22 protein-coding genes are annotated in these 26,389 nt (G+C 37.0%); 8 read left to right on the forward strand and 14 right to left on the reverse strand.

Annotated elements, in window-relative coordinates; genetic code table 11:
- Positions 1-246: 246 nt before the first annotated feature.
- From AY601_RS09000 to AY601_RS09010, 3 genes are read left to right on the forward strand one after another with little or no spacing between them, the layout of a single operon-like run.
- Positions 247-1,122, forward strand: coding sequence for an alpha/beta fold hydrolase (locus AY601_RS09000; RefSeq protein ID WP_068399512.1), 876 nt, complete (start codon positions 247-249; stop codon positions 1,120-1,122).
- An 8-nt stretch (positions 1,123-1,130) separates the two neighbouring features.
- Positions 1,131-1,643, forward strand: coding sequence for an RNA polymerase sigma factor (locus AY601_RS09005; protein ID WP_068399515.1), 513 nt, complete (start codon positions 1,131-1,133; stop codon positions 1,641-1,643).
- Positions 1,640-2,239, forward strand: coding sequence for a hypothetical protein (locus AY601_RS09010; protein WP_068399520.1), 600 nt, complete (start codon positions 1,640-1,642; stop codon positions 2,237-2,239). Before AY601_RS09005 ends, AY601_RS09010 begins: the two co-directional genes overlap by 4 nt.
- A gap of 50 nt (positions 2,240-2,289) precedes the next feature.
- Here the strand turns inward: AY601_RS09010 and AY601_RS09015 are convergent, their stop codons facing one another.
- The 3 genes from AY601_RS09015 to AY601_RS09025 form a co-directional block, all read right to left on the reverse strand.
- Positions 2,290-3,384: a GAF domain-containing protein gene (locus AY601_RS09015; protein ID WP_068399522.1), complete on the reverse strand. Its 1,095-nt coding sequence runs from the start codon at positions 3,382-3,384 to the stop codon at positions 2,290-2,292.
- A 28-nt stretch (positions 3,385-3,412) separates the two neighbouring features.
- Positions 3,413-4,540, reverse strand: a complete 1,128-nt coding sequence (locus tag AY601_RS09020; protein WP_068399524.1) for a GAF domain-containing protein — start codon at positions 4,538-4,540, stop codon at positions 3,413-3,415.
- 199 nt (positions 4,541-4,739) lie between these two features.
- Positions 4,740-5,528, reverse strand: a complete 789-nt coding sequence (locus AY601_RS09025) for a carbon-nitrogen hydrolase family protein (protein ID WP_068399527.1) — start codon at positions 5,526-5,528, stop codon at positions 4,740-4,742.
- Between the two features lie 320 nt (positions 5,529-5,848).
- On the opposite strand from AY601_RS09025, the gene AY601_RS09030 reads away from it, so the two are divergent.
- On the forward strand, positions 5,849-6,331 hold the full coding sequence (locus AY601_RS09030) for a hypothetical protein (protein ID WP_157287800.1): 483 nt from the start codon (positions 5,849-5,851) through the stop codon (positions 6,329-6,331).
- A gap of 12 nt (positions 6,332-6,343) precedes the next feature.
- On the opposite strand, the gene AY601_RS09035 is transcribed toward AY601_RS09030, so the two are convergent.
- The 6 genes from AY601_RS09035 to AY601_RS09060 form a co-directional block, all read right to left on the reverse strand.
- The gene (locus AY601_RS09035) at positions 6,344-7,432 is read right to left on the reverse strand and encodes a GAF domain-containing protein (RefSeq protein WP_068399534.1); all 1,089 of its coding nucleotides are present in this window, start codon (positions 7,430-7,432) and stop codon (positions 6,344-6,346) included.
- A gap of 11 nt (positions 7,433-7,443) precedes the next feature.
- Positions 7,444-8,526, reverse strand: coding sequence for a GAF domain-containing protein (locus AY601_RS09040; protein WP_068399537.1), 1,083 nt, complete (start codon positions 8,524-8,526; stop codon positions 7,444-7,446).
- Positions 8,527-8,646: 120 nt separating this feature from the next.
- Positions 8,647-12,552, reverse strand: a complete 3,906-nt coding sequence (locus AY601_RS09045; RefSeq protein ID WP_068399539.1) for a PAS domain S-box protein — start codon at positions 12,550-12,552, stop codon at positions 8,647-8,649.
- Positions 12,553-12,836: 284 nt separating this feature from the next.
- Positions 12,837-13,751 (reverse strand): helix-turn-helix domain-containing protein, encoded by a 915-nt coding sequence (locus AY601_RS09050; protein WP_068399542.1) that lies wholly within the window; start codon positions 13,749-13,751, stop codon positions 12,837-12,839.
- 43 nt (positions 13,752-13,794) lie between these two features.
- Complete coding sequence (locus AY601_RS09055; RefSeq protein WP_068399545.1) at positions 13,795-14,700, reverse strand: NmrA family NAD(P)-binding protein; 906 nt, start codon at positions 14,698-14,700, stop codon at positions 13,795-13,797.
- Positions 14,701-14,858: 158 nt separating this feature from the next.
- Positions 14,859-15,740: an AraC family transcriptional regulator gene (locus AY601_RS09060; RefSeq protein WP_068399548.1), complete on the reverse strand. Its 882-nt coding sequence runs from the start codon at positions 15,738-15,740 to the stop codon at positions 14,859-14,861.
- A gap of 172 nt (positions 15,741-15,912) precedes the next feature.
- Between AY601_RS09060 and AY601_RS09065 the strand changes: the two genes are divergently transcribed.
- The gene (locus tag AY601_RS09065; protein WP_068399551.1) at positions 15,913-16,506 is read left to right on the forward strand and encodes a hypothetical protein; all 594 of its coding nucleotides are present in this window, start codon (positions 15,913-15,915) and stop codon (positions 16,504-16,506) included.
- A 319-nt stretch (positions 16,507-16,825) separates the two neighbouring features.
- Here AY601_RS09065 and AY601_RS09075 read toward each other — a convergent pair whose 3' ends face one another.
- The 3 genes from AY601_RS09075 to AY601_RS09085 form a co-directional block, all read right to left on the reverse strand.
- Positions 16,826-17,455 carry a hypothetical protein gene (locus tag AY601_RS09075; RefSeq protein WP_157287802.1) on the reverse strand — a complete coding sequence of 210 codons (630 nt, stop codon included), beginning with the start codon at positions 17,453-17,455 and terminating at the stop codon, positions 16,826-16,828.
- A gap of 186 nt (positions 17,456-17,641) precedes the next feature.
- Positions 17,642-18,748, reverse strand: a complete 1,107-nt coding sequence (gene lodB / locus AY601_RS09080) for a lysine-epsilon-oxidase maturase LodB (RefSeq protein WP_068399560.1) — start codon at positions 18,746-18,748, stop codon at positions 17,642-17,644.
- Between the two features lie 5 nt (positions 18,749-18,753).
- Positions 18,754-21,078 carry a LodA/GoxA family CTQ-dependent oxidase gene (locus tag AY601_RS09085; RefSeq protein WP_068399564.1) on the reverse strand — a complete coding sequence of 775 codons (2,325 nt, stop codon included), beginning with the start codon at positions 21,076-21,078 and terminating at the stop codon, positions 18,754-18,756.
- Between the two features lie 628 nt (positions 21,079-21,706).
- Here AY601_RS09085 and AY601_RS09090 point away from each other — a divergent pair.
- Entirely contained in the window at positions 21,707-21,958 is a 252-nt protein-coding gene (locus AY601_RS09090; RefSeq protein WP_068399567.1) for a hypothetical protein, read from the forward strand.
- Between the two features lie 68 nt (positions 21,959-22,026).
- Here the strand turns inward: AY601_RS09090 and AY601_RS09095 are convergent, their stop codons facing one another.
- Positions 22,027-22,467 (reverse strand): Hsp20/alpha crystallin family protein, encoded by a 441-nt coding sequence (locus tag AY601_RS09095; protein ID WP_068399570.1) that lies wholly within the window; start codon positions 22,465-22,467, stop codon positions 22,027-22,029.
- Between the two features lie 595 nt (positions 22,468-23,062).
- On the opposite strand from AY601_RS09095, the gene AY601_RS09105 reads away from it, so the two are divergent.
- Positions 23,063-24,037, forward strand: a complete 975-nt coding sequence (locus tag AY601_RS09105; RefSeq protein ID WP_068399576.1) for a YihY/virulence factor BrkB family protein — start codon at positions 23,063-23,065, stop codon at positions 24,035-24,037.
- Here the strand turns inward: AY601_RS09105 and AY601_RS09110 are convergent.
- Entirely contained in the window at positions 24,034-24,576 is a 543-nt protein-coding gene (locus AY601_RS09110; protein ID WP_068399581.1) for a PAS domain-containing protein, read from the reverse strand. The genes AY601_RS09105 and AY601_RS09110 overlap by 4 nt on opposite strands.
- Positions 24,577-24,667: 91 nt before the next feature.
- Between AY601_RS09110 and AY601_RS09115 the strand changes: the two genes are divergently transcribed.
- A complete protein-coding gene (locus AY601_RS09115; protein WP_068399585.1) occupies positions 24,668-25,540 on the forward strand; it encodes an FkbM family methyltransferase in 873 nt (290 codons plus the stop codon).
- Positions 25,541-26,389: the final 849 nt, after the last annotated feature.

Genomic DNA, 26,389 nt, shown 5'->3' on the forward strand with positions numbered 1-26,389 from the left:
TGAATCATCACCTGTGTTATATCATCAAATAAACAGGCATCCAGGATACTTTTCCTGAAGCTGCAATTAAAACGTTCTATATATCCATTTTGCAGTTTTGAATTAGCTTGTCCGAAAATTGGATGAAGACCAAATTTGCGCAACGTTGTTTCCCTTTACCATTCAGACAGATACCATTTTCATAAAATTTAAATTTTGTTGTAAGAAATTAAAAGAATGGCTTACTAATGAAGAAAAGAACCGAATATGAAAAAAGCAATTTTAGTTTTCACCCTGATTTTAAATGTGGCCATTTCTGCATATGCAAGTGTTTCGAATGAACCTTTTAAAGTACAGGTAAGTGGTAAAGGGCAACCGATGTTATTTATACCTGGCGCAACCTGTAGTGGTGAAGAGTGGCAAAGTGCAGTAGCGCATTACAATAAAAAATTTGAGTGTCACGTTTTCACACTTGCTGGATATGCTGGTGTTCCTCCAATGATTGAAGGTCCGTATCTAAGCAAGTTCAAATTGGCCTTAATGGATTACATCAAAACCCGAAAACTTAAAAATGTCATTCTCGTTGGCCATTCCATTGGTGGCTTTCTTGCACTCAATATTGCAGCTGAAATGAAAGATGGATTGAGCCAGGTTGTTGTAATCGATGCAATGCCTTTTTACGCGGCGGCAATTAATCCTGCTGCTCAAAGGAGTTTTAAGGAAAGCCAGGCAATAAAACTTCTGGCGCAATACAATGAGATGAGCGACGCAAAACTCAAAGCCTACCAGTTAAACGTTGCCAAAAGCTTATGTGCGGATTCAACAAGATGGGAAACGATCGCGACCTGGGGAGCGCAATCTGACCGGAAAACAATGGCCTATACTTTTACTGAAATGATGAGTGATGACATTCAGGACAAAATTGCATCAATAAATGTCCCGGTACTGGTACTGGCTGCTTTTAAAAAATCTCCGAAATATATTGGTTTTACCCGCTCTTATGTTAGCGGAGTATTCCAAAAGCAGTATGCGAAATGTAAAACCTGTACCATTCAGGTAAGCAACGACGCCAGGCATTTTATAATGTTTGATGAGCCACTCTGGATGTTAAACCAAATGGATAATTTTATCACTAAATTATAAAAGACACTGTGCAACAGAACAATCGCGATCAGCAGGAATTCTTTAATGAATTAGTCAGGGCCAATCATGCGAGTATTTATCGGATTTGCAGAGCCTATTTGTATAATGTTTCTTATGCCGACGATTTATATCAGGAAATCCTTTATCAGATCTGGAAAAGCATTCAAAGTTTCAAAGGAAAATCGAAAGTAAGCACATGGATTTACCGCATCGCGATCAATACTGCTATTGGTTTCAATTCCCAAAATAAGCGACATGATCATTTGTCCATTCCTGATGCCTATCAAATGCCTGATATCGAATATATTCCGGAAAAGATGGAACAGGAAGCAAAACTGGAAAAACTCAGATTTTGTATTAGTCAGCTTGCTGCGCAGGACCGGCTTATCATCTCGCTTTTATTGGAACAGAAAAGCTATAAAGAAATCGCTGAGATTACTGGTGCAAGTTTAACCAATACAGGCGTAAGAATAAACCGGATTAAAGAACGATTACTTAACCTAATGGAGGATAAAAAATGACAAATTTCGAGGAACTTCAGCATAGCTGGCTTTCACAGTCAATAGAAAAAAACACTACAGATAATATCACTCCCATTTTACAAGATAAATTGGAAAAACATCAGCGTAAACTCCGGAGGTCTAACCTTTTCATGAGCGCCGGCTTCGTACTTGCAGGATCAGTAATTGCCTGGGTTTACCTGACCTACCACCAGCAATACCGTTGGCCTTTTGATGTAAGCATTGGTTCGGTCATTTTCCTCATGGTTGTTTTTGCGGTTTTAAGCTGGAAAAGTTACAGCTTCCGGAAAGATCAGCGTGACGTAGCGGGCATCGATTACCTGGATAATCAGATTGGAAAACTGAAATGGCAAAAAAAAATGCTAACCAGTTATGTATGGGTGTATACTGTATTATTATGGCTTGCTATGGTTGGTTATATTATAGAAGTTACAAAAAGAGGCAGTTTGCTTTTTACCTTTACCGCTCTGGCCATCACTACGATTTATATTGCAGGAGTCTCTATATGGAGCAGGTTTTATAAACAAAAACAACAGTTGAATGCTATTGACGAACTGCTTAAAAACTTTGAACAGATGCGTAACGAAATTGGATAGGTGATTTAAATAAATGAAATTAATTTCGATCATGTAAGGAATAAAGTTTACTATCCAGCGCTTTTAACTGTAAAATTTACGATTTCGACTATGCGATCATCTATCTCATTTACGCTATTTCTGATCACTTTTAACAAGGGGTAAGTCACATCGTATCCATCCATTTCCATCAGATTAAGCATGCCTTTGATTGTTGCTACCGGTCTGCGAAATTCGTGGGACTGTATAAATGCAATATGGCCGAGTTTACGCTGCTGGGCTAAAGCGGTTTGCTGAGAGGCTATTCTTTTGGAAATGTCGATGGAATTATAAGATATGCCGATAATTTCACCGTCGTTGTTTCTGGCTGGATCATAACTGGATATGAACCAACCGGAGTATACGCCAAAATTATGTAAAAGTTCCAGTCTGATACTTTCTCCTGATAAAGTAAGCCTGCAATTCTCCATAAAATGAACCATATATTCAGGATCAATAAACTGTTTAATATCCATGCCTGGATGAATTTCAACATTATAAGCCTTCTTGATTAAATCTTTAACTGCTTTATTACAGCAAATGATGTTCAGATCCTTATCCAGCAATAAGTGATTGCTCCTAGTGCTTTCAAAAAATGAATTCATTTTCAATTCAAGCTTTTTGGCATTCACATATTGTTCTTTTAAAAAGTAAATATTGCTTTCAAAATCCAGCAACTGGATAACCTGTTTAGCTAAGTTTTGCAGCATTTTTGTCTGGATTCCGGTAAGTTCTCCTGGATTTTTATCAAAAACACATAAACTTCCCAGTGTTTGTCCGTCATCAGTGGTTAGCGGTGCACCTGCATAAAAACGGATACCGGCCTCTCTTGTTACCGCAGCATAATTTTTAAAATTAGGGTCCAGTTGCGCATCTGGAACAATCATTATATGCTCGCTTTCTACTACGTAATGACAAAAGGATTGATCCCTGCCAGAGCTGGGTATAAACCGGTCATTAAACAGAACATATTCTGTATCCTGACCTATTAGCGTGATCAGCGCGTTGGGTACGCCGCAGATATCTGCAGCTAGCTGGGCAATTTCTTTGAATTCTTCCTGTTTATCAACCTGAACCTTTAGAAATCTATTTACCGCCTCCAGTCGTTTTAATTCATTATATGGCATTGAAAAGCGTAGTTTAATTAATGATTACTTATATGGAAGAGTTTAATGAGGAAGGCACATGCCCAATGTTGCGTTCGTCTGATAAAATAATTAAACTCCCTTTGTTCAAAAGTTCATTACATGCTTTTTCAAGTAGTTCAAACTCTATGATACCATCGGGATAGCCTTGCTGTTTCATCTTAAACATTGCGCCTTTGATAACTTCAAGAGGATGATGTAAGTCAGCTGAGAGTATACGATCAATCTGACGAAGAGATTCTCCTTGTTCTAAGACCGTTTTTTCATCCCTTACCATTTGTGTAATATCAGTTGCACTATAAGTAACACCTGTAATGGCACCCATCGAATCAAAAGCAGGCTCAAAAATAAGCTGCCATGGGTTATTTCCTTTTGATGGATTGATGATGGCTTCAATATTGACATTTTCTCCCTTTAATGCGCGTTTACAATTCCTGATGAACTCCTCAACAAATCCAGTTTCAATATAATCATCCACCTCCATACCTTCTGCAATGGTGAGCTGGTAGTTGCTCCTGAGCAAATTGACCATGGCGTTGTTAAAAGAAAGTACACGCAGTTGAGTGTCCAGCAGCAAATGGCAGCAACCTGAACTTTCAAAGAAAGAGCGGAGCTTAATTTCTTCTACACGTGAAAATTCATATTGTTCTTTCAAGAGCTGCAGGCTGGCATCAAATTCCAGCAAGCGGGTAACCTGGCGGGCAAGCCGGTGCAGCATCTTTTGCTCAATGGTTGTCAGTGTTTTAGGCTGTATATCATACACGCATAATGTACCTATATTATAATCATCGTGGGTAGTTAGTGGTGACCCTGCATAAAAGCGGAGGTGAGGGTTCTGAACTACAGACGGATTATTCTTCACCCGCTCATCTACCAGTGTATCGGGAATAATCAACAGTTCTTTTTGTATAACAGTATACTTACAAAACGTATCAGTAAAAGAAATTTCGCTATGATCAGTACCGGCTTTGAATTTGATATGCTGCGTCTGATCATCCATAAATGTAATCATCGCTATCGGTACATTACATATATTGGCTGCCAACTCGACGATTTGCTGCAGTTCGTCCTCTCTATCAATCTTCCTATGCAAAAAACGATTTACTGTATTGCCCGTATTTAATATACTATCTGACATATCTTAATTCCTGTTTAGTAATCATAAGCCCACAATGGTGAACTAAATTTTATTAAACATACGTAAGCTCTCTGCAAACAGTTTCTTAACAAACCCCAAAACGAGCAGGATCAATTTTGCTGCGAAAAAACAAGAAGAGGAACAAGAGGCATTAAAACCAATAGGAATAAAGCAGGATCTTAAAAAACCCGCCCAATTATTAACTGTATAAAGCGTTTTTAAATCTTTTGGCTAATAGGCCAGTTGCTTGATTAGGATCAATTTCTCCAACAATGATACCAGATCTCCCATAAACTTCATGGAGTACACAATTTCCAGAAGGGTCGATTAATGAACTGGCTGATTCAGGATAAAGGGATGAATAATTAACGCTGGCAAAATAAATCGTATTTTCCAAAGCTCTCATCATCATTGCTTTTTCATAGTATGGATTGCTTTTATTGCCCCATTCCGTTAGCTTTACTCCATTCGTATTACTTCCGGAAAAGTGAGGATGAAAAACGATCCGGGCACCGTTTTGTGCAGCCCACCTTACTGATTCAGGATAACGAAATCCTTCATGGCATATAGTTATACCAAATTTGACATCTTTAATTTCAAATATAAATCTATGTGTACCCGGTACCCAAATAGTGTCCTCTGAAGGATCTAGTTGGTTTTTAGTTTGATAACCTAATATTTCACCTTTTTCGGAAACAACATAAGCCAGGTTGACAAGTTGTTTATTAATATACCAATCCATAGGAACAATTATGGCAATTGAGTTCTCAGCCGCAATTCTGCACACTTCGTTTAATGCCCTCTCCAGGTTTGCGCTGGTCTGGTCTGCTTTTGGATAGCCCATACCTGGATATCCTGGAAGATAAGATTCTGGAAAACAGATTATTTCAGCATTCATATCAGCTGCTTCTATAGCCATCTTCTCGAGTGTCTGTAAACCCTCATTCATATTTTTCGGAAATGGAGGGGAAGCTAAAGCTATTTTCATAAATAAGGATAATTTAAAAATTTAGTGAAACTTATAGATAAGCTGTTAAACAAGATTATAGCACCCTTGCAAATTATAAAAAAAGCTCCTTTTTTGAGGTTTTAAAGTTATTTTTAATTCTATTTAAAATTCCTTCCTCCATAAAACACCTCTTTTGGACCGTCTTCGCAAATTTGCGTCTTCTTCTTTTGTGTGGTTCCCGGTGCCTGATCAGCCCCTATTTGTTGTATAAAGGGAGAAATATAGCAAACATTGGAGATCAAAAACTGTTATCAATCTGTAGTATAAGTATTTTATATACCATATAGCGTTTGCAACCCATGATGAAACAGACCAGGAAAACCGTTTTTTTCGCAGTATTGCTCTCGATCGCTCTTTTTGCTCTGGGATTCTTTACTTTTGACAATTTTATCTTTTTAGTACTTCCAAAAGCTGAAGGGGTATCTTATGTTGTTACAGACCTTGATAGAGAATTATGGACAGCATTGTCTTTTTCTCTGGCAATTGGCCTGATGCCTATTTTGGTATTGGTAACCTGGGTATTAGCTCCCATTGTCAGGGGAAATAAAAAATGCGCCAGTATAATGATAGTACTTATAGGTATGGTTCTGGCAGTTTTTGTAAGAAAACAGATGCTCAGTTCATATTTTACCGGAGTTTCAAAAAACTTCAGTTTGACTCCTGATAAAATAGATATTGGTTATCTTATCGATCAAACGAATTTTGAATATTATATGTTCTTGGGAGGCTGTATGGGATGCCTGATTTCTTATTTTTTACTACGGGAAAAAAGAATACAGTGATAGGTTGAAAAATTAAACTCTCGTGCATTCCACTATAGCGCGAATTCTTTCGTCAAGGACATTGGTAGCTTTTTCCATTTTTTGTAGTGAGCCATAATTTTCGAAGTATCCCTCCATTTGAAGCAGTGCTAAAATCCCCTTAATATTGGCCACGGGTTTACGTAATTCATGAGATTGTAAAAATGCCGTTTTCGTCAAACTGTCCTGGTGACTTAACAGCTTATTTTGCTGTACAATACGATCTGTAATATCTGTTGAATTATAGGAAACACCTATAATTTCTCCATCAGAATTTTTTGCGGGGTTGTAATCAATATCACACCAAATCGACGTACCTCTAAATTGCACCAATCTTTCATGCCTCACCTGTTCACCAGCCAATGCCCGCTTACAATTGGCTATAAAATCTTGCATATAAACTTTCCCGACAAAGTCCGTAATCTTCATCCCCTTTTCAATAGTGATATGATATTCTTTATAAATAAAATCTCTCAACCTTTTATTAAAAGCCAGGATAATGTACTCCCGGTCAATGATAATATGTTCGGAGGTAGAGCTTTCAAAGAATGATTTAAGTTTGACCTCTGTTTGTTTTGTCTGGATAAACTGTTGTTTCAGTAATACCAGTCCAGATTCAAACTCAAACAAATTAATCACATGCCTGGCCAGCATCTTAAGCATTTTTAAATTAACAGCTCCTATTTTCCCTGGAATCTGATCGATTACACAAAGACTCCCCAAATTGTAGCCATCTTCTGTAGTTAATGGTACTCCTGCATAAAATCTGATATTAGGATTCCCGGTTACCAGTGGGTTATGACTAAACCGTTCATCGTTTAACGCATCTTCTACAACGAAAAAATCAGGTTCCGAAATGGTATGATTACAAAAAGCATCTACCATGGGCATCTGCTTAAAGTCAAGGCCCTGATTGAATTTAATATATTGCGTATCTTCACTAATCAGAGCTATCAATGCCGTTGGTGTACCACAAATCTCAGCAGCTGTTTTTACAATTTTCTGTAATCTATCAGCTACACTGATTTCCAAAGTAAGATATCTATTAACAGCTTCCAGACTTTCAAGTTCTCTCAGTGGCATATTAATTATTCTTAAGTAACAGTTATAATCTTTGCTTTCTTTTCCTTCAATTCTGCAACAGCCAATTGGAGCAGGTGAAATTCTTCCACTTCGCCCGTTGATATAATCTTTTTGATTTCTTCCGCTTCCTGAATGATCTGATCAATCGGCTCGGCAAGATCATTTGCCTGGATGTCATTAATCTTAATAATGGCGTCAGCCTGGTTATTAAGTTGCCTTTGATTGCTGACACTGCTGGTGATGTCTGTGGCATTGAGTGAAACCCCGAAAAGTTCACCATTGGAATCTAAAGCTGATTCATAGATCATATACCAGCAGATCATTCCTTGGGTATAATCCAGGTGGCGCTCTACTTTAATCACCTCACCTGACAGTGCCCTGTTGAAGTAATCAGTAAACTCTTCCAAAAAGGATGCAGGAACATAATCTTTTATACTTATCCCTTCTACAATTTGGGGCTGATCATTTGCAATTATGAAATTTGCCATAGTTTGGTTAAAGGCTATTACCTGCATATTCTTGTCCATGAGTAAATGGCAAGAACTAGAGCTATTAAAATAAGTTAACAAAATACTGGCATTTTCATTTGACTCTTCATACTTCTCTTTTAAAATTTGCAGGGTTACATCAAACTCTAATAAGCTAGTAACTTGCTCAGATAAACTACGTAAAATCACTTGCTGAAAGTGAGATAATGAATGGCTTTCTAAATCAAAAACACAGAGCGTACCAATGGCATTACCTTTTTCACTGATCAGCGGCATGCCTGCATAAAATCTTAAATAGGGACCGGACTGAACAAAAGGGTTATCTAAAAACCTGTCATCCCTGATGGCATCCTCAACCATATGCAGGTCACCATAATTAAGGGTATATTGGCAGAAAGTGTCATTATAATCAACCAGATCAATATCAGCTCCGGTATGGAATTTAACAAATTGTGTTTCACCATCCATTAAAGTAATCAAGGCAATTGGTGATCCACAGACCTCAGCAGCAAATTCCACAATTTCCTGCAGCTCCTTTTCTTTACTTATATTTAGTTTCAGAAAACGATCAACATCGGCCAACCTTTTTGGATTATAGCGGTTCATATGATAATAGTCAACAATAAACAATATACGAATTATAGTAAAATCTGAATTTCATTTGTGGTTAATTTTTTTCTTTTTTTAGCAACACAGAAAAAATTAATCACCTATTGCCCGATTGTCTCAAAACAAGTCAGTAAATATATTTATTTCTTCAGTTAACTCCTGTAGCAGTATATTCAAATCAGGTTGATCTTTAATCATTTCCACTTTCCTTGCTATTTTTGCCAATCTGGGCAAACCTGCCGAAACAGCAGTACCATATATTTTGTGCCCTTGTGCAGAGGCCTCTTCAAGTGAATTCTTTTCTACGGCCTTTCTAAGCACGGCTAAAGATCCAGCCAGTTGTATTTTGGTCAGGACGATAATTTCAGCAATAACCACCTGATTATCTCCAATATGTTTTTTTAAGATATCAGGATCGAAATGTGCTAACTCATTTTTTTCCGTCTGTGACTCAGAAATAGTATTAATTACACTGATATGCAGCCATTTCTTAAGAATTTGTACAATCGTCTCCTCCACTACAGGCTTAACTACAAAATCATCCATTCCTGAAGCAATACAGCGTTCACGCTCATTCTTTACATTCCCGGCTGTCAAAGCTATAATTGGGGTTCTGTGCTTACTTTTCTCCAATTTCCTGATCTCAACCGTTGCCTCATATCCATTCATTTGTGGCATTTGTACATCCATTAAAATGAGGTCTGGTACGGTCTTATTAAAATGCGCTAAAACCTCAATTCCATTTTTCGCCTCTATGACCTCCGCATTCACAGCCGCCCTTTCGATAATGATTTTGGCCAGCATCATATTCACTGGATTATCATCAGCAACCAGGATCCTGAGTTGTGCTGTTGTTATGATTGGATCATCATCCTTCAATAGTAAAGGGGATGTTTTTTCCTTTAATTGGATACGCGATAGCAGCTCATAAAATTCTGTCATCTTAACTGGTTTGACCAGGCGGGAATTTACTTTCAATTCTTCACATCCTTTTATAATTTTTTCATCGTCCGAAGAACTGAATAGTAAAACAATGGGTTGTAAAATTTCTGTATCATTGAAACTTTCCCTGATCTGGCGTATCGTATCCAGACCATCCAGATAAGGCATATGATAATCCATTAGAATAATATCGAACTTTTCACCTGATGCCAGTATCTGCAAAGCTTCAAATCCATTTTTTGCCTGTCTGCTATTGATACCTTTATACAATAACATCTGTTCCAGGATCACTCTGTTATTTAAATTATCATCAACAATTAATGCATTTTTGAGCATGCTGATGTTTTCCCATTCTTTAGGTTCACCTTTTTCACATTTCAGCCAGATTTCAAAATAGAATTCGCTTCCTTTTCCAATAGTGCTGGTCAATTCCAGCTTGCTGTTCATCAGCCCCAGGAGTTTATTGGTAATCGCCAGGCCAAGGCCAGTGCCACCGTATTTTTTCGTAGTGAACCCGTCTTCCTGGGCAAAAGCTTCAAATATCTTGTCCTTTTTATCCTCTTTTATTCCAATACCTGTATCTCGTACTGCAAATCGGATCAAGGACAGGCCTTCCTGCTCCTTTACAACATCTATTTTAAGTTCAATTTCACCCTGTTCTGTAAACTTTGCGGCATTCCCTAACAAGTTGATCAGTATCTGTTTTAAACGTATCGAATCAGCCCAAATAAATCTGGGCAAATCATTGGAGAGATTGAGCAGCATTTCCAGGCCTTTCATTTGTACCTGATAGGTAATTATATCGGTAGCCTGGCCACTAATCTCATAAATATCACACTCCTCAACGTCAAGTTCGAGTTTACCTGCTTCTATCTTGGAAAAATCGAGAATATCATTGATAATACCTAGCAAAGCAGTCGCCGATTGATTGACGATAGATAAATATTGTAATTGGGTATCTGTTAGCTTTGTTTTCAAAACCAGATCTGTAAAACCAATAACCCCGTTTAAAGGAGTCCTTATTTCATGGCTCATATTTGACAGGAAATCTGATTTTGCCACGCTGGCTTGCTCAGCAGCTAATTTAGCCTGTTCCAATTCATTTCTCTGATTAACCGCAGCAGTAATGTCCTGAGTAAATATGATCATTCCACCAATGGAACCATCAGCCTCTGACCAGGGCCGCATTTCCCAGTTGATAAATTCCTGATTGCCAAATCCCTTACCCAGATAACGGTCTTCTTCCATCCTTTCTATCGCCCCTTTTAAGATACGTTGATGCCGCTCTATGCCAGCCGCTGTAATAAAAGGAAAATGAGTATAGTATGATGTTCCAATGATCTCCAGTCCTGCAAGATTATAATCTTCCAGCCATCGGTTGCTCACGGCAATATAGTTCATGTGTTTGTCAAGCATTGCCACAGCCGCAGGGGCATGAGCGGCAAAAGAACTGAGTAACACCCGTGCGCGCTCGGCCCTTAGTTCTATTTTCTTTCTCTCGTCTATATCCTGGAAAGACCCATATAATCTTTTACATATCCCATCCTCGAAAAGAGCGTTTCCTATTGCTTTTACCCAAATTTCTTTACCTGTAAAAGTGGTAATTTGTATTTCTATTGCCCATCCCTCCCCAGTTTGAATGGCCAAATCAACTGCTTTTAAAATCCGGTCCCGGTCTGTTCCCTCTTTATAATAAAGGACAGCAGTTTCCATATCAGGCTCAAATTGCTCAGGAAGCTCATGTATCTCCCTGGTTACTGTCGTCCAAAATAATTTTTGCGTGGAAAGATCAAGTTGCCATCCTCCCACTCTTGCCACTTTATTAGTTTGCTCCAGCATTTCGGTTAATTGAACCAAACGTTCCTCCATAGATTTACGTTCCGTGATATCCAGCGCATTAGCAATCACATAGGCAGGCCGCCCAGCTATATTTTCCAGCACATTATTAAACAATAATGTGCGAAGTGAACCATCTTTATGCCTAACTAACATTTGTCCGGAGCCATGACCGGATTGCTCGATTTGAAGCAGATATGCTGTTAGATAGTCATGTCTTTCTTTAGGAACAACATCAAATAGGCTCATTTGCTCGATCTCTTGAATGCTGTAACCCAAAATTGCAGCACCAGCACCATTAACAGCAATAAATTTTCCGGCAAGGTCGTGTGTAGTAATCAATCCCTGGGAATTTTCAAACACGGCCCTCAAATTGGCTTCTTTTTCAGCTAGTTTTTCTTCATTTGCTTTGATGCTGCTTATATCGCGGCCAACGGCAAAGAGGTTATCGGTATTCTTTTCTGGAGTAATTACCCACTGAAATATTTTATAGGTACCTGTTGAAGTGCGTAGTCTATGCTCAAAATTGACAATCGAAATCCCTTTTTTCAACTTTTCCATTTCATTTTTAGTGATTTGGAGGTCTGCTGGATGAACTAGTTCAAAAATATTCTTTCCTAAAATATCATCTTCATGCCAGCCTAATAGATTTTCAAATGCTGGATTTATTTTCTTAAAGTAACCGTCTGTACCAGAGATACAGATCAGGTCATTAGACAATAAAAAAAGCTTCTCAAAATTTCGGAGTTCCTCTTTCAATCTGCGATCTGTAATCAATTGCATGACCTCCACACTGAGTAAACGAAGTGCTTCCTTTTGTTGTGCATTTAATGCGTTAGGTTTTCTGTCAATCACACAGAGCGTCCCCAAATTATATCCCTTAGGATCAATCAGCGGGTAACCCGCGTAATATCTTACATGTGGTTCACCGAGAACTAAATCATTATCCTTAAACCGCTCATCAAGTGTAGCATCATGAATTTCAAACAGGCCATTATCCATAATGGTGTATTGGCAAAACGCGAGTTCTCTGGAAGTATGATCGATTTCCAGGCCTACTTTAGATTTGAACCATTGACGGTCCTCGTCCAGCAGGGTAATCAGCGAAATGGGAACTCCGCAAATGTTAGCAGCAATGGCGGTGATCCTGTCATATTCCTCTTCAGATAAAGAATTGAGTATTTCATAATTCTTCAACGCTTTCAGGCGTTCATTTTCGTTTTCAGGTATTGGAAATTTCGCCATTTCGTTTAAGAATTTGATGATCTAATTTAACGAAAATTGATAATAATTGTATCCTAAAGGGGAATTTACGTAGTTTTACCCAAAGAGAAACTTTAAGTTATAATTTATTAGAATTACTATAGGGCCTTATCAAGAGGATAAAAAAAAGAAGCTACGCAGACTTCTTGAATTAATTACGCTCTGGATTACTGGATGTAAATTGCCCAAAATGTGGCGCAGCTGATTATATTTCCAAATTTCCAAACTTTTTAACCTGGATAAATTAATGTACTAAGCTAGAGATATTAATTAAAAGAAGTCCTGAATTCTATTGGTGAAAGGTTAGTTTTTGTTTTAAACAAACGACTAAAGGACTGTGGATGCTCAAATCCAAGTTGGTAAGCAATTTCTGCTATTGATAAATTAGAAGTTGACAATTGTTCTTTCGCTTTTTCCATGAGCTTATGATGGATATGCTGTTGTGCGTTTTGCCCAGTTAAAGAACGCAGCATATCACCTAAATAACTAGCTGACAGATTCAATTGTTCTGCAAGATATTGTACCGTAGGAATGCCCTGTTTCAATGATTTTTCATGATCAAAATAATCTTCGAGAATAGCTTCCAATTTTTGAAGCAAGTCGTTGTGTACAGCTTTACGGGTAATAAATTGACGTTTGTAAAAGCGATTGCTATAATTTAATAACAGCTCCACCTGAGAGATAATTACATCCTGACTAAAATCATCTATTCTACTGTTTAGTTCGTCTTCAAGAATTTTGAAAACAGACATAATTGTGGTTTGCTCCAGAGCTGATAGCTGCAGCGCTTCATTGGCGGCATAGGAAAAGAACGCATATCGCCTGATATTCTTTGCAAGAGAATAGGAAAGGAAGAAATCAGGATGAATAAGCAATATATAACCTGCTTTAGCATTACCTTCCGGAGCTTCAAATACTTGGTTTGGCGCTGTAAATACTAAACCTCCTTCGCCAAAGTCGTAATAGTTTTGTCCATATTTTGCTTTACCGCAAAGACTGGTCTTATAGGCAATTTTGTAAAAATCCATAACAATTGAATCAGGTAGTTCATTCGCTTCGTACTTCATACTGGCGATATCAATAAAACTGATCAGCGGGTGCAAAGGCTTTTGCAGCCCAAACACCCGGTGGAAGTCCGTTAGAGATTCAAATTTGTATACTGTTTTCTCGCCTCTCTTCATATCAGGATTTTATAGTATTATAAAGGTAAGTATTACCAAGGGGTTATAGGTTATGATATACTTGTGCAAGTTCATTTGCATAGTCTGCAAGTTTTCCTTTACCAAAGACAGGCCTGTTTTTGTTATAGTCTTCGTATAAGCTCCCATTTCGTTGTGCCGCTTGCATGTTAATAAATCCATTGGCGATCCACTCGTTCATACCAGCGTCTAACATTTCGCGGTGCATTTGTTTGTCAGCAATAATGATCCATTTCAGATCCGGTTTCCCTATGGCGTTACCTATAATCTGAGCAATCTCATTGGGTGAAAGCTCTTCGCTTGCGAGGTAATGCACGGTTCTGCCATTGAAAGGTTTTTCCATTTCTTCAGCAATTGTTAAGGCGATATCAACGGGCGATACCCAGGGCTCTTTTTGATCACCACCATAACTATTAAAAATGGCACCTTTTGTTTTGATAGCTGGAAGATATCTGAATGTATTGGTGAAGAAACCTGGTGGTCTCATAAATTTAATGGAAACGTCTTCAGGTAGTTGTTTTAAGATATTCTCTACGTTATGATGTAGAAAAAGGCTACCTGTCCCTTGGTTTGTATGCGCACCAATACTACTCAAATGCACGACTTTTTTAACACCAGTCTGTGCGATAGCATCTTTATAATTATTGCCGATCTTGTTAAAGGCCTCTACAAAATCAAAATCCTTGTCAAAAATGCTACCTATACCTTCCCATGCTTCCATGAGGTAGACAATATCTGCTCCCTTGAAACTTTCCGACAAAAACCCGGCATCCTGAAACCTGCCAATTGCTGCTTTTGCGCCTAATGCTTCTATTTCTGGCTGTCTTTCTATTTTACTGGTAATTACTGTAACTGAATGTCCTTTCTTTACCAGCTCTTGTGTTAATGGTTTTCCGATGTGCCCTATCGAACCTGTAATGACGATGTTCATATGCTTTCTTTGTTTATGTGGTTACAAAGATGATCGCTGCACAATAAGCCTGGGTAACTGAATTCAGGAATTTCGTAACCTAAATCAAGATTTGATTGAACGGGAGTACAAGTATAGGATATATAGCAGTATGGCTATTTATTCAAAATTTTCAAAAACTAAACAGTTTCATAAATTACTGAATTTAGTTCTTTTCTATATTGTGAAGCAGTTTTACCAGTAAATTCTTTAAATAACTTGTTGAAATGACTAAAATTATTAAATCCACTTTCATAACAGATATTTGCGATACTGCTTTGTTTTTCAGCCAAAAGTTTTGAAGCATGTACAACACGGTACTCATTAACAAAAGCAGTAAACGTTTTTTTGGTGATTTTCTTAAAATATCTGCAGAAAGAGGGCACTGTCATACTTGCCATCTCAGCTACATTTTCTAAACTTATTGCTGTCTTGAAATTATCTTTAACATAATTGAGAACCATATTAATTCTATCATTATCCTGAACCTGTGTTTCGAGTGAAAATCCGGAAGCATTTAAAATTCTATAATCGGCAGAGTTTTGAAGTTCTTTTAAAATGGCCAATAGTGCTAACAGTCTTTCAAAAGGTAATAAACCCTCCATTTTCTCTATCTGTTTGCCAACAACTTTTTTGATTTCATTTCCAAAAGCAATTCCTCCTCTGGCCTTATCAAAAAGTTCTTGCATCCATTTTGTTTCTTGTAAACTTAGAAACCCTGCTCCAAGAAAATCTGGTTTCATCTGGATGACTGTTTCATTCTTGTTCCCGGTATTGTAATCAGTAAAGCCACAATGTGGGAGATTGCTTCCAATTAATATTAAGTCTCCATCGGTGTAATAAGATATATGACTCCCGATTTGTCTTTTTCCAGCTCCGCCATTTACAAAAACCATTTCGATTTCCTCGTGGTAATGCCATACATGAGCTTTGTTATTGGAATTCATTAAATATTTAGAATAATAGAAAGAGCTTCCAAAAGAAGACTCAACTACCTCGTATCCAGGCTTTATTGCTTTCATATTTTTTCAATTATTAAATCAAAAATATACTTTATTATGAGTTTTAACAAGAAAAAACACATATCAATGTTAATATAGCATAACTATTGGAAAATATGCAGTCAATTATGCTAACTCATTGTCAATAACTTAGACCCATCAAATAATTACTAACTCTTCTAAAATTAATGATATGAAAAATTTACTCAAAATTAGCCTGATAGCTACTATCCTTTTTACCAGTGTAAATACATATGCAAATAATGATGACCTTTCATTAAAAGTCAACAGTGCAGATAGAAAAACCATTCGTATTGCTATCAATCAGACGCAAGATATGAAAGTAACTTTCTATGGTCTGAACGATGAAGTCCTATATGAAAAACAAGGTCATGAATTAAGCGGATCCACCAAAACTTACGACTTAACTGATTTTCCTGATGGAAATTATATCATGAAATTAGAAACGGGTTTAAAATTTGTTGAATATCAAATTAACATTGAAAACAATAAAGCTTCACTTTCTACTGCCTTAGATAAAGAAGCCTTTAAACCCGTGTTGACAAAGAAAGATGGAGTGATAACCCTTAATTTAGATTATACAAATAAGGCTCCGGTTGAAATTGCGATTTTCGATGAATTCAACAATCAACTTTACACGGATGTTTATAACGATTCATCAAAATTGGTTAGAAAGTTTAATGTTGGCAAAGCCCTTTCTAATCAATTAACTTTTGTTATAACTTCTAAAGATCAAGCGTTTAACAGCACGATAGATGTTAGATAATTTTTCTATTGGATTTGCTTAGTCGTAATAAGTAGCCATTAAATCATTGGCCACATTGCCGATCGCACGGCTTCTGGTCATCTTTGCCATCACGACATGATTCTACCCTCGGAACAGTAACAAGCCCAGGTAGCACATTCTCAAAATAGAGGAATATGCTACCTGGGCTTGTTACTGTTCCGAGGGTAAAATTTAGCTTATCCAGGGCCAATAGTTTTTTAAAATAGATTGGCATTATGACGATTACAATGTAACGGATAGTGTGCCCCTCCGTAAAACGTATGGTCGGGTTCAGGTTATTTTATTTAGTCTTGAATTTTCAATATAGTTCTTTATCGGAAAATTTGAAATCCTGTATTTTCGGTAAGGGTCTGATCAAAACTATTTTTTTTCTTTTATTTAATACTTTCTTTGAACCTAACCTGTCGTCAGTTTCAGTTCTAAGCCCGGTAATTAAGTTAAATTTAGTTTCTGTAAATATTGTATGTTCGTCAATATACCCTTTGGTTGCATTATTAGTTATTTTCTTTACATTAATTAATTCAAAATTTCCATGGTGATATTTGAAATCGTAAGTAATATTCCCTCCTTTAATTTCACTCCACATTGTTAAAATCCCTTTTTCAATAAAGAAATTTGGAATTTGGTATTCATTATGTTTTCCTTGATTTTCAATGGGATATTGTGGTTCAATTATTTTGGTGGAAGATACAGCTAAGGTTAATTTTCCATTTGGATGAGACAGGAAAATTTGTAATATTAATGGCCTTGTTTCATTTATTGTATCCATTTTCACCATTATTTTGTCCATTTTACCATCGTTATTTAAGTCGCCCTCTTCTTCTCTTACTTGATAATTATAATTGTCTTTATTTTTAATGTTTTGAGCGAATAAATTCATTTGAGATGCAATCAAAATGAATATAAAGCATAAATAAATGTTCTTCATAATTTTAAGTTTCTGAAACCGAAGGGTAATTCATAAATATACGAACATATTTAATTTGAGTAATTTTCCTCAAAGTCCAAGCTTCTGGTACAAGGTGTTATTGCCGGGATTTTATCTCCGGTAATTCTAACAAACCCGGCTAAGTGCCGGGTTTGTTAGAATTGAAATTCATCCTACAAAAAGAAACTATACCCCAACCTTTCTGTTTCTCCAAAACATAGCATCTGGCCATCTCTTTTCTTCTTTGTAATATTGAGATTTAGTACTGGTATAATCATTGTATATTTTTTTCAAACCTTCATTATAATTGTTAATGCTATTCGCATCTTCATCCTGATTTATAATAGCCAGGGCCCCATTACAAGCAGAACTCATAGCAAAGCCGATCCCCATGGAAGAAATAGGGTCAAATGAACAGGCAGCATCACCAATTGCAATAAAGTTTTTAATTTTTGTAGTATCTGTAAAGTGAGAATAGGCATTTTTTACCCAAGGCTTTTCAAAAGCCACTGTTCCTGAAACCTTATGTTTCACATGAACTGTAGCTAATAATAGTGCTGTCCAGTTTTCAATTTTATTAATCTGCTTCTTTTTTGCATTATCAGCATCCGTAAATAATGATAAAACTATTTTTTTTCCTGGTAAAACGGCATAATACCACCAACCATCTTCCACTGTTTCCAGGAAAAAATCTTGCGCTAAATCTTGTTCTTCCTGAAATTCAAGAAAGGCTCCAACCGCTACTAATTCGTCATCTTTTGTGATATTTGCTTCCAGGTGCCTTGCTAAATGAGACTGTCTGCCTGTAGCATCAATTAAATAGCTGGAGTTAACGATAAATTTGCCTTCTGTTTGGTGATTAATATCTACCTGCCATCCTTCTTCTTGAGCTTGATATGCTGTACAACGGGTATCGGGCAAAATAACAGCGCCCTTATCACTGGCCTTTGATAACAAAGTCAAATCAAAAGTAGATCGGTTAATCTGGTAACTATCAATATGTGTACTGCTTATGGAATGACGTTCAGTGATTTGCGAACTCCCCCAGGCTGCATTACTACTATACCCTGGCAGAAAGCAATCATCTCCAAAATCAGACTTATCTAATCCTAAATAATCAAGAAGATCAAAAATACTTGAACTTACCTGTTCTCCTATTCTTTGACTATTCAAATCACTCTGCTCTACAATTGTAACACTTAAATCGGAAAATTTTAAAATACTTAAAGCAGCAGAGGCCCCTGCAGGGCCTCCACCAACTATAAGTACATCAGTATCAAATGTGTTTATCATGAGCGCTATCTTCTAAATTTAAATCTCACTTTTGATAATTCTTCACTGATCTTTATTTTTTTGAAAGGATGATAGGTAATGGTATTGATACTACCAACGCTTAATGCCTTTAACGATATATTTTCAGTAGTTGCAAATTGTTCTTTTCTTCTACGGCGGGCTTTAGCTATATCAAGATAAAATATGGGTGTTTCAATTTCTATAGCTTGATCATCTACATTCAGACCATTGTTATCATATTTCAATTTCACCATGATTTCACTTATAAGTGGCTTCTGACTCGTATAGAAATCGTGACCGCGTTCAGTCTCCAACAGGTAAGGGAAGCCAGCATTATTAGCGTTCATGTCTTTAACAAACCCTAATGTGTCCCAAAATTCAACCATTTGAACATAACTATTGAGGCCTCTTTGATAATTCATTTGACGTCCGGATTCCCAGTTGCCATTTTCATGAAATCCTTCTTTAGTTAATTCTCCGATTAATACATCCCATGGACTTTGCGGAGGCCACCAGTAACTGTAATAAACAGGTGGGGTTGGAATTCTGTTAATGATTTCCCCTTTACTGTCTACAATATAATCTTTAACCTGAGTTGGATTGGTAAAGTTTATGTTTTGTACCGTACAATTAAAGAAATCAGCCTGCCAGGGACAAGCCATTCTTTTGGTCAAATCGCCAGGCTCACATCCACCGCCTAAACATTCGTCCCTGGTCACGGTTAAAAACCCTGTTTCCTTCCCTACATTGAAAAGCTTGTCATATTTAGCAATGCTGTTCTTTACTTTCAGGGTAAATGGTAGGTTTAAATTATAAATAATCTGATTATGAACATTCCAGGTCACTTCAATTCCCGGAGACATGGGCAAACCGATGCAATTTCCTACACTAATCGTATCTAAGGCCGGTACAATTCCCTCCCAATGCTGGTCTGGCTTCAAATTAAATTTGCCGTCTGCCCATTGTTTTAGTAAAAATAACTGCGTTTCAGTAAGCGCTAAAAACTTTAAAGGATTCTCATTCCGTACCGAGTTAGTACCTGAATTTAATGGCATCAAGGGAAATAGATCTCCTTCTTTAACAATTTCTTTTCCGTCTTCAACCGTTAGGTATTTGTTTTGATCCTTAAATAAGTATTCCTGAGGATATTTGTCCTGAGGGTATTTAGCGCTATATTTTTCTTCTTTCTGGATGATTTTATTTTGATCCAGCTGATCAAATTCCTTTTGAGTATAGGCTAAAGGATCTGGATTTTCAATAGGCGCTCTTGTATAAGGATCAATACCCCTAAAGTAATTGAATACTTTTTGGCGCGTTGCATTGGCATCACTGGTGTTCTTATTGATTTCATAAAAATCCAAACTAGCTAAATTGGCCATGGGCTGAACATTCGCTACCCATTGATAGCCTTTCATTCTATCAAAAACAGGCTTGATGTCTCTCTGGAAATTTGCTTCATAATCCGGTTTAAACTTGCCTTTATCAAATAATTCAGGTATAAATCCTGGACTGTTTCTAACATAAACATCAAAAATACTGTCGCTTAAAGTACTTATATTGACAACTTCAGGAGCAAAGTCCGGAGACCCGACAATACACCATGCAGCTATCGATTCTACCTTATTATCTGTATAGGTCACTTTGCAGTACACAGGGCCATCGGAGATGTCATCATGCCATTGGTCACCACCTCCAAAACCAGTTAAACTGGTATCACCGCCTGTTCTTCCAAAACCACCAAATACGATTAACCGACCTTCAGCATCGGTAAGAATACCTCCCAATGACTCAACTGGCTGGCCATATTTTACTTTAGCCGGGGGAAACTGCGCTTCAGTATAGTTAGCTGGAACCGATTTTTTATCAAACTTAAAGTTAGACTCTATAGGGTTTGTTTCTTTCAAAACGGTAATTCTTCTGGGACCATAATCAATAAATAATGATTGTCTGTTCTTGGTAAGATCATTATTTCTTAAGGGAACATTCCATGCTGCATAACTATTCTTATCACCAAATAATAAATTACCCTTAAGTTCGTCAAATTGATACCACTCAGCTTTTTTATTAGCCAGGTGTACTGTCCATTCTATGGATTTAATGTCTTTTCTGTTTATGGTTATTTCACCAGTTTGGTCATAGATTCTGAAAGGTTGTCCTTGTTTTTTAATAAGTCCTTTGCTATCCTTAAATTTCCGGATTTTTTTATCGGTGATTTTTCCGCCTTCAAATTCTAAAGGTATACCTCCGGTTTTGTCAGGAACAATACAAAACTCGTTTGGACTATTTCCTAAACGAGCAACTCCAATTGTTGGATGAATTTTAATACTCATGAGCGTTAATTAAGGTGATCTCCTACTCATTTGGCTTTTCGGAATACGCCCCGTTTTTGAAATGGCAGCTGGACTCCATTCTCCATAAGAAACTTATAGACAAAACAATATAAGTCAATTATCTATATATCAGTCAGATTGTAAGTTAAATCAGGAAGAGTTTTCGCTATTGAACAAATTGAATAAACTGTTCTGGTAAACCAGGTTACCAGAAAAATTAGTATAAGTGTCGGAAGCCATCAATTATCCTAAAGGAAAAGCAACGGCACAGCTGGGCAAGTCAATAATTTGAAAGTTGTAGCTTATAAGGAGAATCAAGTTCATGTCAGAATTTGGAAATTAGCAAACTAGCCCGCAATTAGTTTCAGAATTACGGTACAGAACTTTTCCCAAAACAAGTTGTTAGCTATGTTATGAGCTGAATCTGCTCCTAAGCCTTTTCTAATTCCTGCCTGCACATTTGGTGCCAGGCACGGCCAGAGCCAGGCGAGAACTGATAGAGAGTCAGCGGAACAAACAATATAATCAGAGTCAGACTCCACATCCTCCTAAAATAAAAAAAAAGTCCAAACACGATACCAGCAAAAGTTGTTGCTATCCATAATTCAGTTAAACTAAATTGATGTTTATGGAAAATCAGGAAAACGAAATGGAACAGAAAGAAATCATTAACCCGGAACAGTTCCAGGCAGGACGTGCAGCCGAAGAGGAAAAGTTGCAGCAGGAAGATGACTCGGAGTACACCGAAGACGAAATTGAGTTTGCCGACGGAGAAGGGACGCAACTAGACGAAGAAATTGATGTCCCGGAGGAACAGGAGCTGGAAGACGATTTTGAAAGCGACCTGGATGGCGATGAATTTGGCCAGGAAGAAGACTAACAACCATTCTTTGCCAGCCAAAAAAAAGAGCTACCTGATGGTAGCTCTGGAATAAATGTTGTGAAGAATTATTTAATCTCAATTTGACGGCTCACGATCTTAGCTTCTTCTCTTTTTGCAATGTTGATTGCTAGAACACCATCGTTATAAGTTGCCTGAATTGCGTTTTCATCCGCGCTTTCAGGTAAAGTAAATGAGCGAACAAAAGAACTGTAGCTATATTCACGCTTGACATAATTTCTTTCTGTTTGTTCACTTTCTTTATTCTTCGTTACAGAAATATGCAATATATTCCTTTCCAGGTTTAGTTTGAAATCTTCCTTTTTAAGCCCGGGAGCCGCTAATTCAACGTGATAGTCATCTGCAGATTCACTGATATTAACTGCAGGCACTCTGGAATGCATACGGTCTTTAAAAAATGTGTCATCGAAGATAGAATCAAAAACATCACCATAGCCTGACACTAATGATTTTTTTTTGTTTTCTGGATTAAATTTAACCAATGTCATGGGTTTTTCCTCCTTAATTTGATTTAATGATTAAAACTATAATTAATTAAACTAATGAACTTGTGTTCAATAATACTATTACAACAGCAATGCCAAATGTATTTTTGCCTCTGTAAGCTGAAAAAATTGCAACATCACTGAAAAATTTTCAGTTTATAACTGTCAAATATTCTGAAAATATTGGCTGTTCTTGATTTTTTGTCACTTTTATTATTCTACACACTTTTGTTTATTAGGGTTGCTGTGCTAACTCAATTAAATATTGCTTTCTCCAAAGCCCTCCCCCATATCTGGTTATTTCCAATCAGATCCAATTACCCGATGACAAGGAATCAAAATAGTAATTTTATTTATTCCGGACAGGCCAGATGGTCAGCGCATTTCGCTGAAGCTGTCAAATCAGGATTTGAAATAAATTCCCAGCGTATAATCTTTCATGAAAAATATTAAAAGTGACAACCAAATTAGCAAAGGTTATCTGAAAAGAGTAATTGAAATGTTGCCCAAACTATGGTAGTTAATAAGTTCTTTCCAAAACAATCAGAGGACATTCAGGTTTACTAATACACAATAAACCGAATAATAATTAAGAAAAATGGGTAAGAATACAAAGATCACTTTAAAAGGCATATGGGAAATATTGAAAAATTCTATTGCTGGCTTCAGCGACCATAAGGTCACTAAGCTAAGCGGCTCGTTAGCTTATTATACTGTATTTTCGATGGCCCCCTTATTAGTAGTAATCATATCCTTGTGTGGTATTTTCTTAGGGCAAGAAGCTGCGCAGGGACAAATATATGGTCAGCTTGCCGGTTTTATGGGCAAAGAAACTGCATTACAACTCCAGGAAATTGTTCAAAAAGCTGCTATTAACAATAAAGGGACAATCGCATTTATTATCGGAATGGTTACTTTGCTAATTGGTGCGACTACTGTATTCGCTGATATTCAGGATTCAATTAACACCATTTGGGGACTGAAGCCAAAACCAAAGCGTGGCTGGCTAAAGATGCTTCAGAACCGTTTTCTCTCTTTTTCGGTCATCATAAGTTTGGGATTCCTGTTATTGGTTTCTCTTGGAATTACTTCAATTTTAGATGGATTTAGCTCCAGATTACAGGCAAGGTTCTCCGATGTTTCTGTAGTTCTATTCTATATTCTTAATCAAGTCGTTACTCTTGCAGTTGTCACATTGATTTTTGGTGTAATTTTCAAAGTATTACCCGATGCAATTATCAAATGGCGGGATGTAATCTATGGTTCTTTAGTAACAGCAGTTTTATTCATGCTGGGTAAATTTGGTATTTCTCTATATATTGGGCAAAGTGATATTGGCAGCACTTATGGAGCCGCTGGCTCACTTGTAATCTTACTTCTTTGGACTTATTATTCCTCAATTATTCTTTATTTTGGCGCGGAGTTTACTAAGGCATATGCATTAATGTACGGTCATGAGATTCATCCCTCCCATTATGCTGTAACGACAAAAGAAGTAGAAGTGGAAACCGGCAACAATTCTATTCAAGATAATGCATCAACTTCTGTCCACCCATTTAAACCATCAAATTAATCTGCAATGTCATCATGATTATCGGCTTGTGTCATAATATCAAATATCACTTGGTTCAGCTGGTCTGCGGAAGTTTTCAGCATCGACAGCATATTTAAAAATTCTTCTCCCGGCATATCTGTAGCTGTTAAAAGTTGTACGAGCCCCATAATATTTGCCAAATGCGACCTTACTCCGTGTGACTGTATCCATGCGATCTTCTTTAGCTGCTGATTTTGCCGGAGAATCCTTTCCCGATCTATTCTTGCTTCGGTAATATCTCTTGAAAAGCAACTGATGGCCGAAACATTATCCTGTTGATCAAACACTGGATTAAAGCTAACCTCTTCATAAACAGGATTCCCATCTTTAGTATCTGTCCAGATGATTTTAAAGGAGTTGCCCTCCATCGCCTGGCGGTAGTAAGCGTTCCAAATAGCCAGCAAATCTGCCGGGTAATCTGCATCAGCCAATTTATCTTTCGCCCTGCCAGTAATTCCAGCCATTCTATCACGGAAGGCGCGGTTGGCAGATATGATTTTAAAATCTGTATTGACCATGCACGACTTATAAACATGGATACTAATCCATCATACCCCGTATACTTATTAAACCATTTTAGAAACTAATTTTTAATGTATACTTTGCTAAATGAACAGAACGCTAAAATTTATTTTTAATCATCCACTTACGAGAAACAATCGCTTTTCTGCAATTATTAATTTGTTCAAATGGCAGATTTTTTCCAGGGTTATCAATTTTCCAATTGTATACCAGTTTACGGAAAAAAGTAAGCTTTTAGTTTGGAGGGGCCTTACTGGTGCGACTGGTAATTTTTATTGTGGACTACATGAGTTTGAAGATATGGCCTTTCTGCTTCACATACTAAGGGAGGATGATCTATTTTTGGATATCGGGGCTAATGTCGGCAGTTATACTATGCTGGCTTCTTCGGAAATCGGTGCAAAGACTATTGCATTTGAACCGATACTTAAAACATTTAAGATCTTTAGTCAAAATATAGCAATTAATAGCATTCAAGATAAAGTAGAGGCTTTAAATATTGGCTTAGGTAGCTGTAAAAGCGTTTTAAAATTTACAACATCTTTTGATACGGGGAATCATGTTAGTAGCCCTGGCGACACAGAGATTACAGAAGTAAATGTGGACACTTTGGATAATATCCTTTCTGGCAGAAGTCCTTTATTGATGAAGATTGACGTAGAGGGTTTTGAAACAGAAGTGCTAAATGGCAGCCGGAATACTCTTGAAGATAAGTCACTGAAAGCAATTATTATTGAGCTTAATGGTTCTGGTGACCGATATGGTTTTGATGAAAAAAATATTCATTTACTTCTTTTAAATCATGGTTTTAACCCTTATAAATATGATCCTATGGTTAGGGATTTGACTGTAACGGCTCCTGGTGGACATCATAACACCTTATATATACGTGATCTTGATTTTGTAACGGATAGATTAAAAACAGCGAGAAAAATTAAGGTGAAAAATAAAGAAGTGTAAAAGATTATAGGGGGTAAAACCAAACTTCCAAATATTAAAAACGGAAAAATCAAAAAAAAAAGGCCTTTACAATAGTAAAAACTGTAAAAAGAACTAAAAAGGTTCAGGGTCAAGAACAAAAACGAAATTTCCAAATCATCATTTATCATCATTCACTGTTAATTAAACCCGACCCGCCCAGTCGGTTTTATTTGTTAATGATAATTCGACCCTGAAAAACCTAGTTAAATAGTGATTAAACAAGGATAAAGAGTTCTTTATAAATCATTAATTGCAATTTAAAAGCACACTAGTTACAATCAATTACCAAATCAGATAGATAAAGAGCCTGAAAACGGACAAAAACCTTTACAATACGCATTTAAACACCGTTTAATCTGCTCAAAGATAGATTACAGACATAGATAAGTCCTGCTTAAATGGTTTAAGTAGGACTTGTTTTTTGGCGTTATTTATTTAGATTATTGCTGAAAACAGCTGTTTTTTTGTCAATGGGTGTACTATTGGGTGTACTAGACTTGCATTTAAAAACACAACAAATATCAGATAATTCAGTTAAAGTACCCTTTTTGCGGTAAAAATGTTTCGAGTAGCACCCGATAATTATTACATACAATAAGCATAGATAACTATAAGTATTTGTATATCTAATATTTAACCCCAGTGCAGAAGGTAGCCGGGTGGATGGCATTGCAGTTGCATCTTCATCGGCCACTCAGCGGATTGTTCAATTGCAAGTGAATGATGGCGCAGTGATCAGTAAGTTAGGAACAATAACAGTGCCGGCAGGTGCTGGTACCAACGGGTCTGTGTCCAGTGTGTCAGGATTAAACCGGGGCAATTTACCGT

Source organism: Pedobacter cryoconitis (assembly GCF_001590605.1).
In the GTDB taxonomy this organism is placed as follows: domain Bacteria; phylum Bacteroidota; class Bacteroidia; order Sphingobacteriales; family Sphingobacteriaceae; genus Pedobacter; species Pedobacter cryoconitis_A.

What these genes read in the sequence shown, in the direction of transcription:
- AY601_RS09010 (WP_068399520.1), top strand. Translation starts at nt 1,640, where the DNA reads ATGACAAATTTCGAGGAACTTCAGCATAGCTGGCTTTCACAGTCAATA.
- AY601_RS09000 (WP_068399512.1), top strand. Translation starts at nt 247, where the DNA reads ATGAAAAAAGCAATTTTAGTTTTCACCCTGATTTTAAATGTGGCCATT.
- AY601_RS09090 (WP_068399567.1), top strand. Translation starts at nt 21,707, where the DNA reads ATGGAAAATCAGGAAAACGAAATGGAACAGAAAGAAATCATTAACCCG.
- AY601_RS09055 (WP_068399545.1), bottom strand. Translation starts at nt 14,700, where the DNA reads ATGAACATCGTCATTACAGGTTCGATAGGGCACATCGGAAAACCATTA.
- AY601_RS09030 (WP_157287800.1), top strand. Translation starts at nt 5,849, where the DNA reads ATGATGAAACAGACCAGGAAAACCGTTTTTTTCGCAGTATTGCTCTCG.
- AY601_RS09065 (WP_068399551.1), top strand. Translation starts at nt 15,913, where the DNA reads ATGAAAAATTTACTCAAAATTAGCCTGATAGCTACTATCCTTTTTACC.
- AY601_RS09025 (WP_068399527.1), bottom strand. Translation starts at nt 5,528, where the DNA reads ATGAAAATAGCTTTAGCTTCCCCTCCATTTCCGAAAAATATGAATGAG.
- AY601_RS09035 (WP_068399534.1), bottom strand. Translation starts at nt 7,432, where the DNA reads ATGCCACTGAGAGAACTTGAAAGTCTGGAAGCTGTTAATAGATATCTT.
- AY601_RS09040 (WP_068399537.1), bottom strand. Translation starts at nt 8,526, where the DNA reads ATGAACCGCTATAATCCAAAAAGGTTGGCCGATGTTGATCGTTTTCTG.
- AY601_RS09095 (WP_068399570.1), bottom strand. Translation starts at nt 22,467, where the DNA reads ATGACATTGGTTAAATTTAATCCAGAAAACAAAAAAAAATCATTAGTG.
- AY601_RS09115 (WP_068399585.1), top strand. Translation starts at nt 24,668, where the DNA reads ATGAACAGAACGCTAAAATTTATTTTTAATCATCCACTTACGAGAAAC.
- AY601_RS09045 (WP_068399539.1), bottom strand. Translation starts at nt 12,552, where the DNA reads ATGGCGAAATTTCCAATACCTGAAAACGAAAATGAACGCCTGAAAGCG.
- lodB (WP_068399560.1), bottom strand. Translation starts at nt 18,748, where the DNA reads ATGATAAACACATTTGATACTGATGTACTTATAGTTGGTGGAGGCCCT.
- AY601_RS09020 (WP_068399524.1), bottom strand. Translation starts at nt 4,540, where the DNA reads ATGTCAGATAGTATATTAAATACGGGCAATACAGTAAATCGTTTTTTG.
- AY601_RS09110 (WP_068399581.1), bottom strand. Translation starts at nt 24,576, where the DNA reads ATGGTCAATACAGATTTTAAAATCATATCTGCCAACCGCGCCTTCCGT.
- AY601_RS09085 (WP_068399564.1), bottom strand. Translation starts at nt 21,078, where the DNA reads ATGAGTATTAAAATTCATCCAACAATTGGAGTTGCTCGTTTAGGAAAT.
- AY601_RS09075 (WP_157287802.1), bottom strand. Translation starts at nt 17,455, where the DNA reads ATGAAGAACATTTATTTATGCTTTATATTCATTTTGATTGCATCTCAA.
- AY601_RS09050 (WP_068399542.1), bottom strand. Translation starts at nt 13,751, where the DNA reads ATGAAGAGAGGCGAGAAAACAGTATACAAATTTGAATCTCTAACGGAC.
- AY601_RS09060 (WP_068399548.1), bottom strand. Translation starts at nt 15,740, where the DNA reads ATGAAAGCAATAAAGCCTGGATACGAGGTAGTTGAGTCTTCTTTTGGA.
- AY601_RS09015 (WP_068399522.1), bottom strand. Translation starts at nt 3,384, where the DNA reads ATGCCATATAATGAATTAAAACGACTGGAGGCGGTAAATAGATTTCTA.
- AY601_RS09105 (WP_068399576.1), top strand. Translation starts at nt 23,063, where the DNA reads ATGGGTAAGAATACAAAGATCACTTTAAAAGGCATATGGGAAATATTG.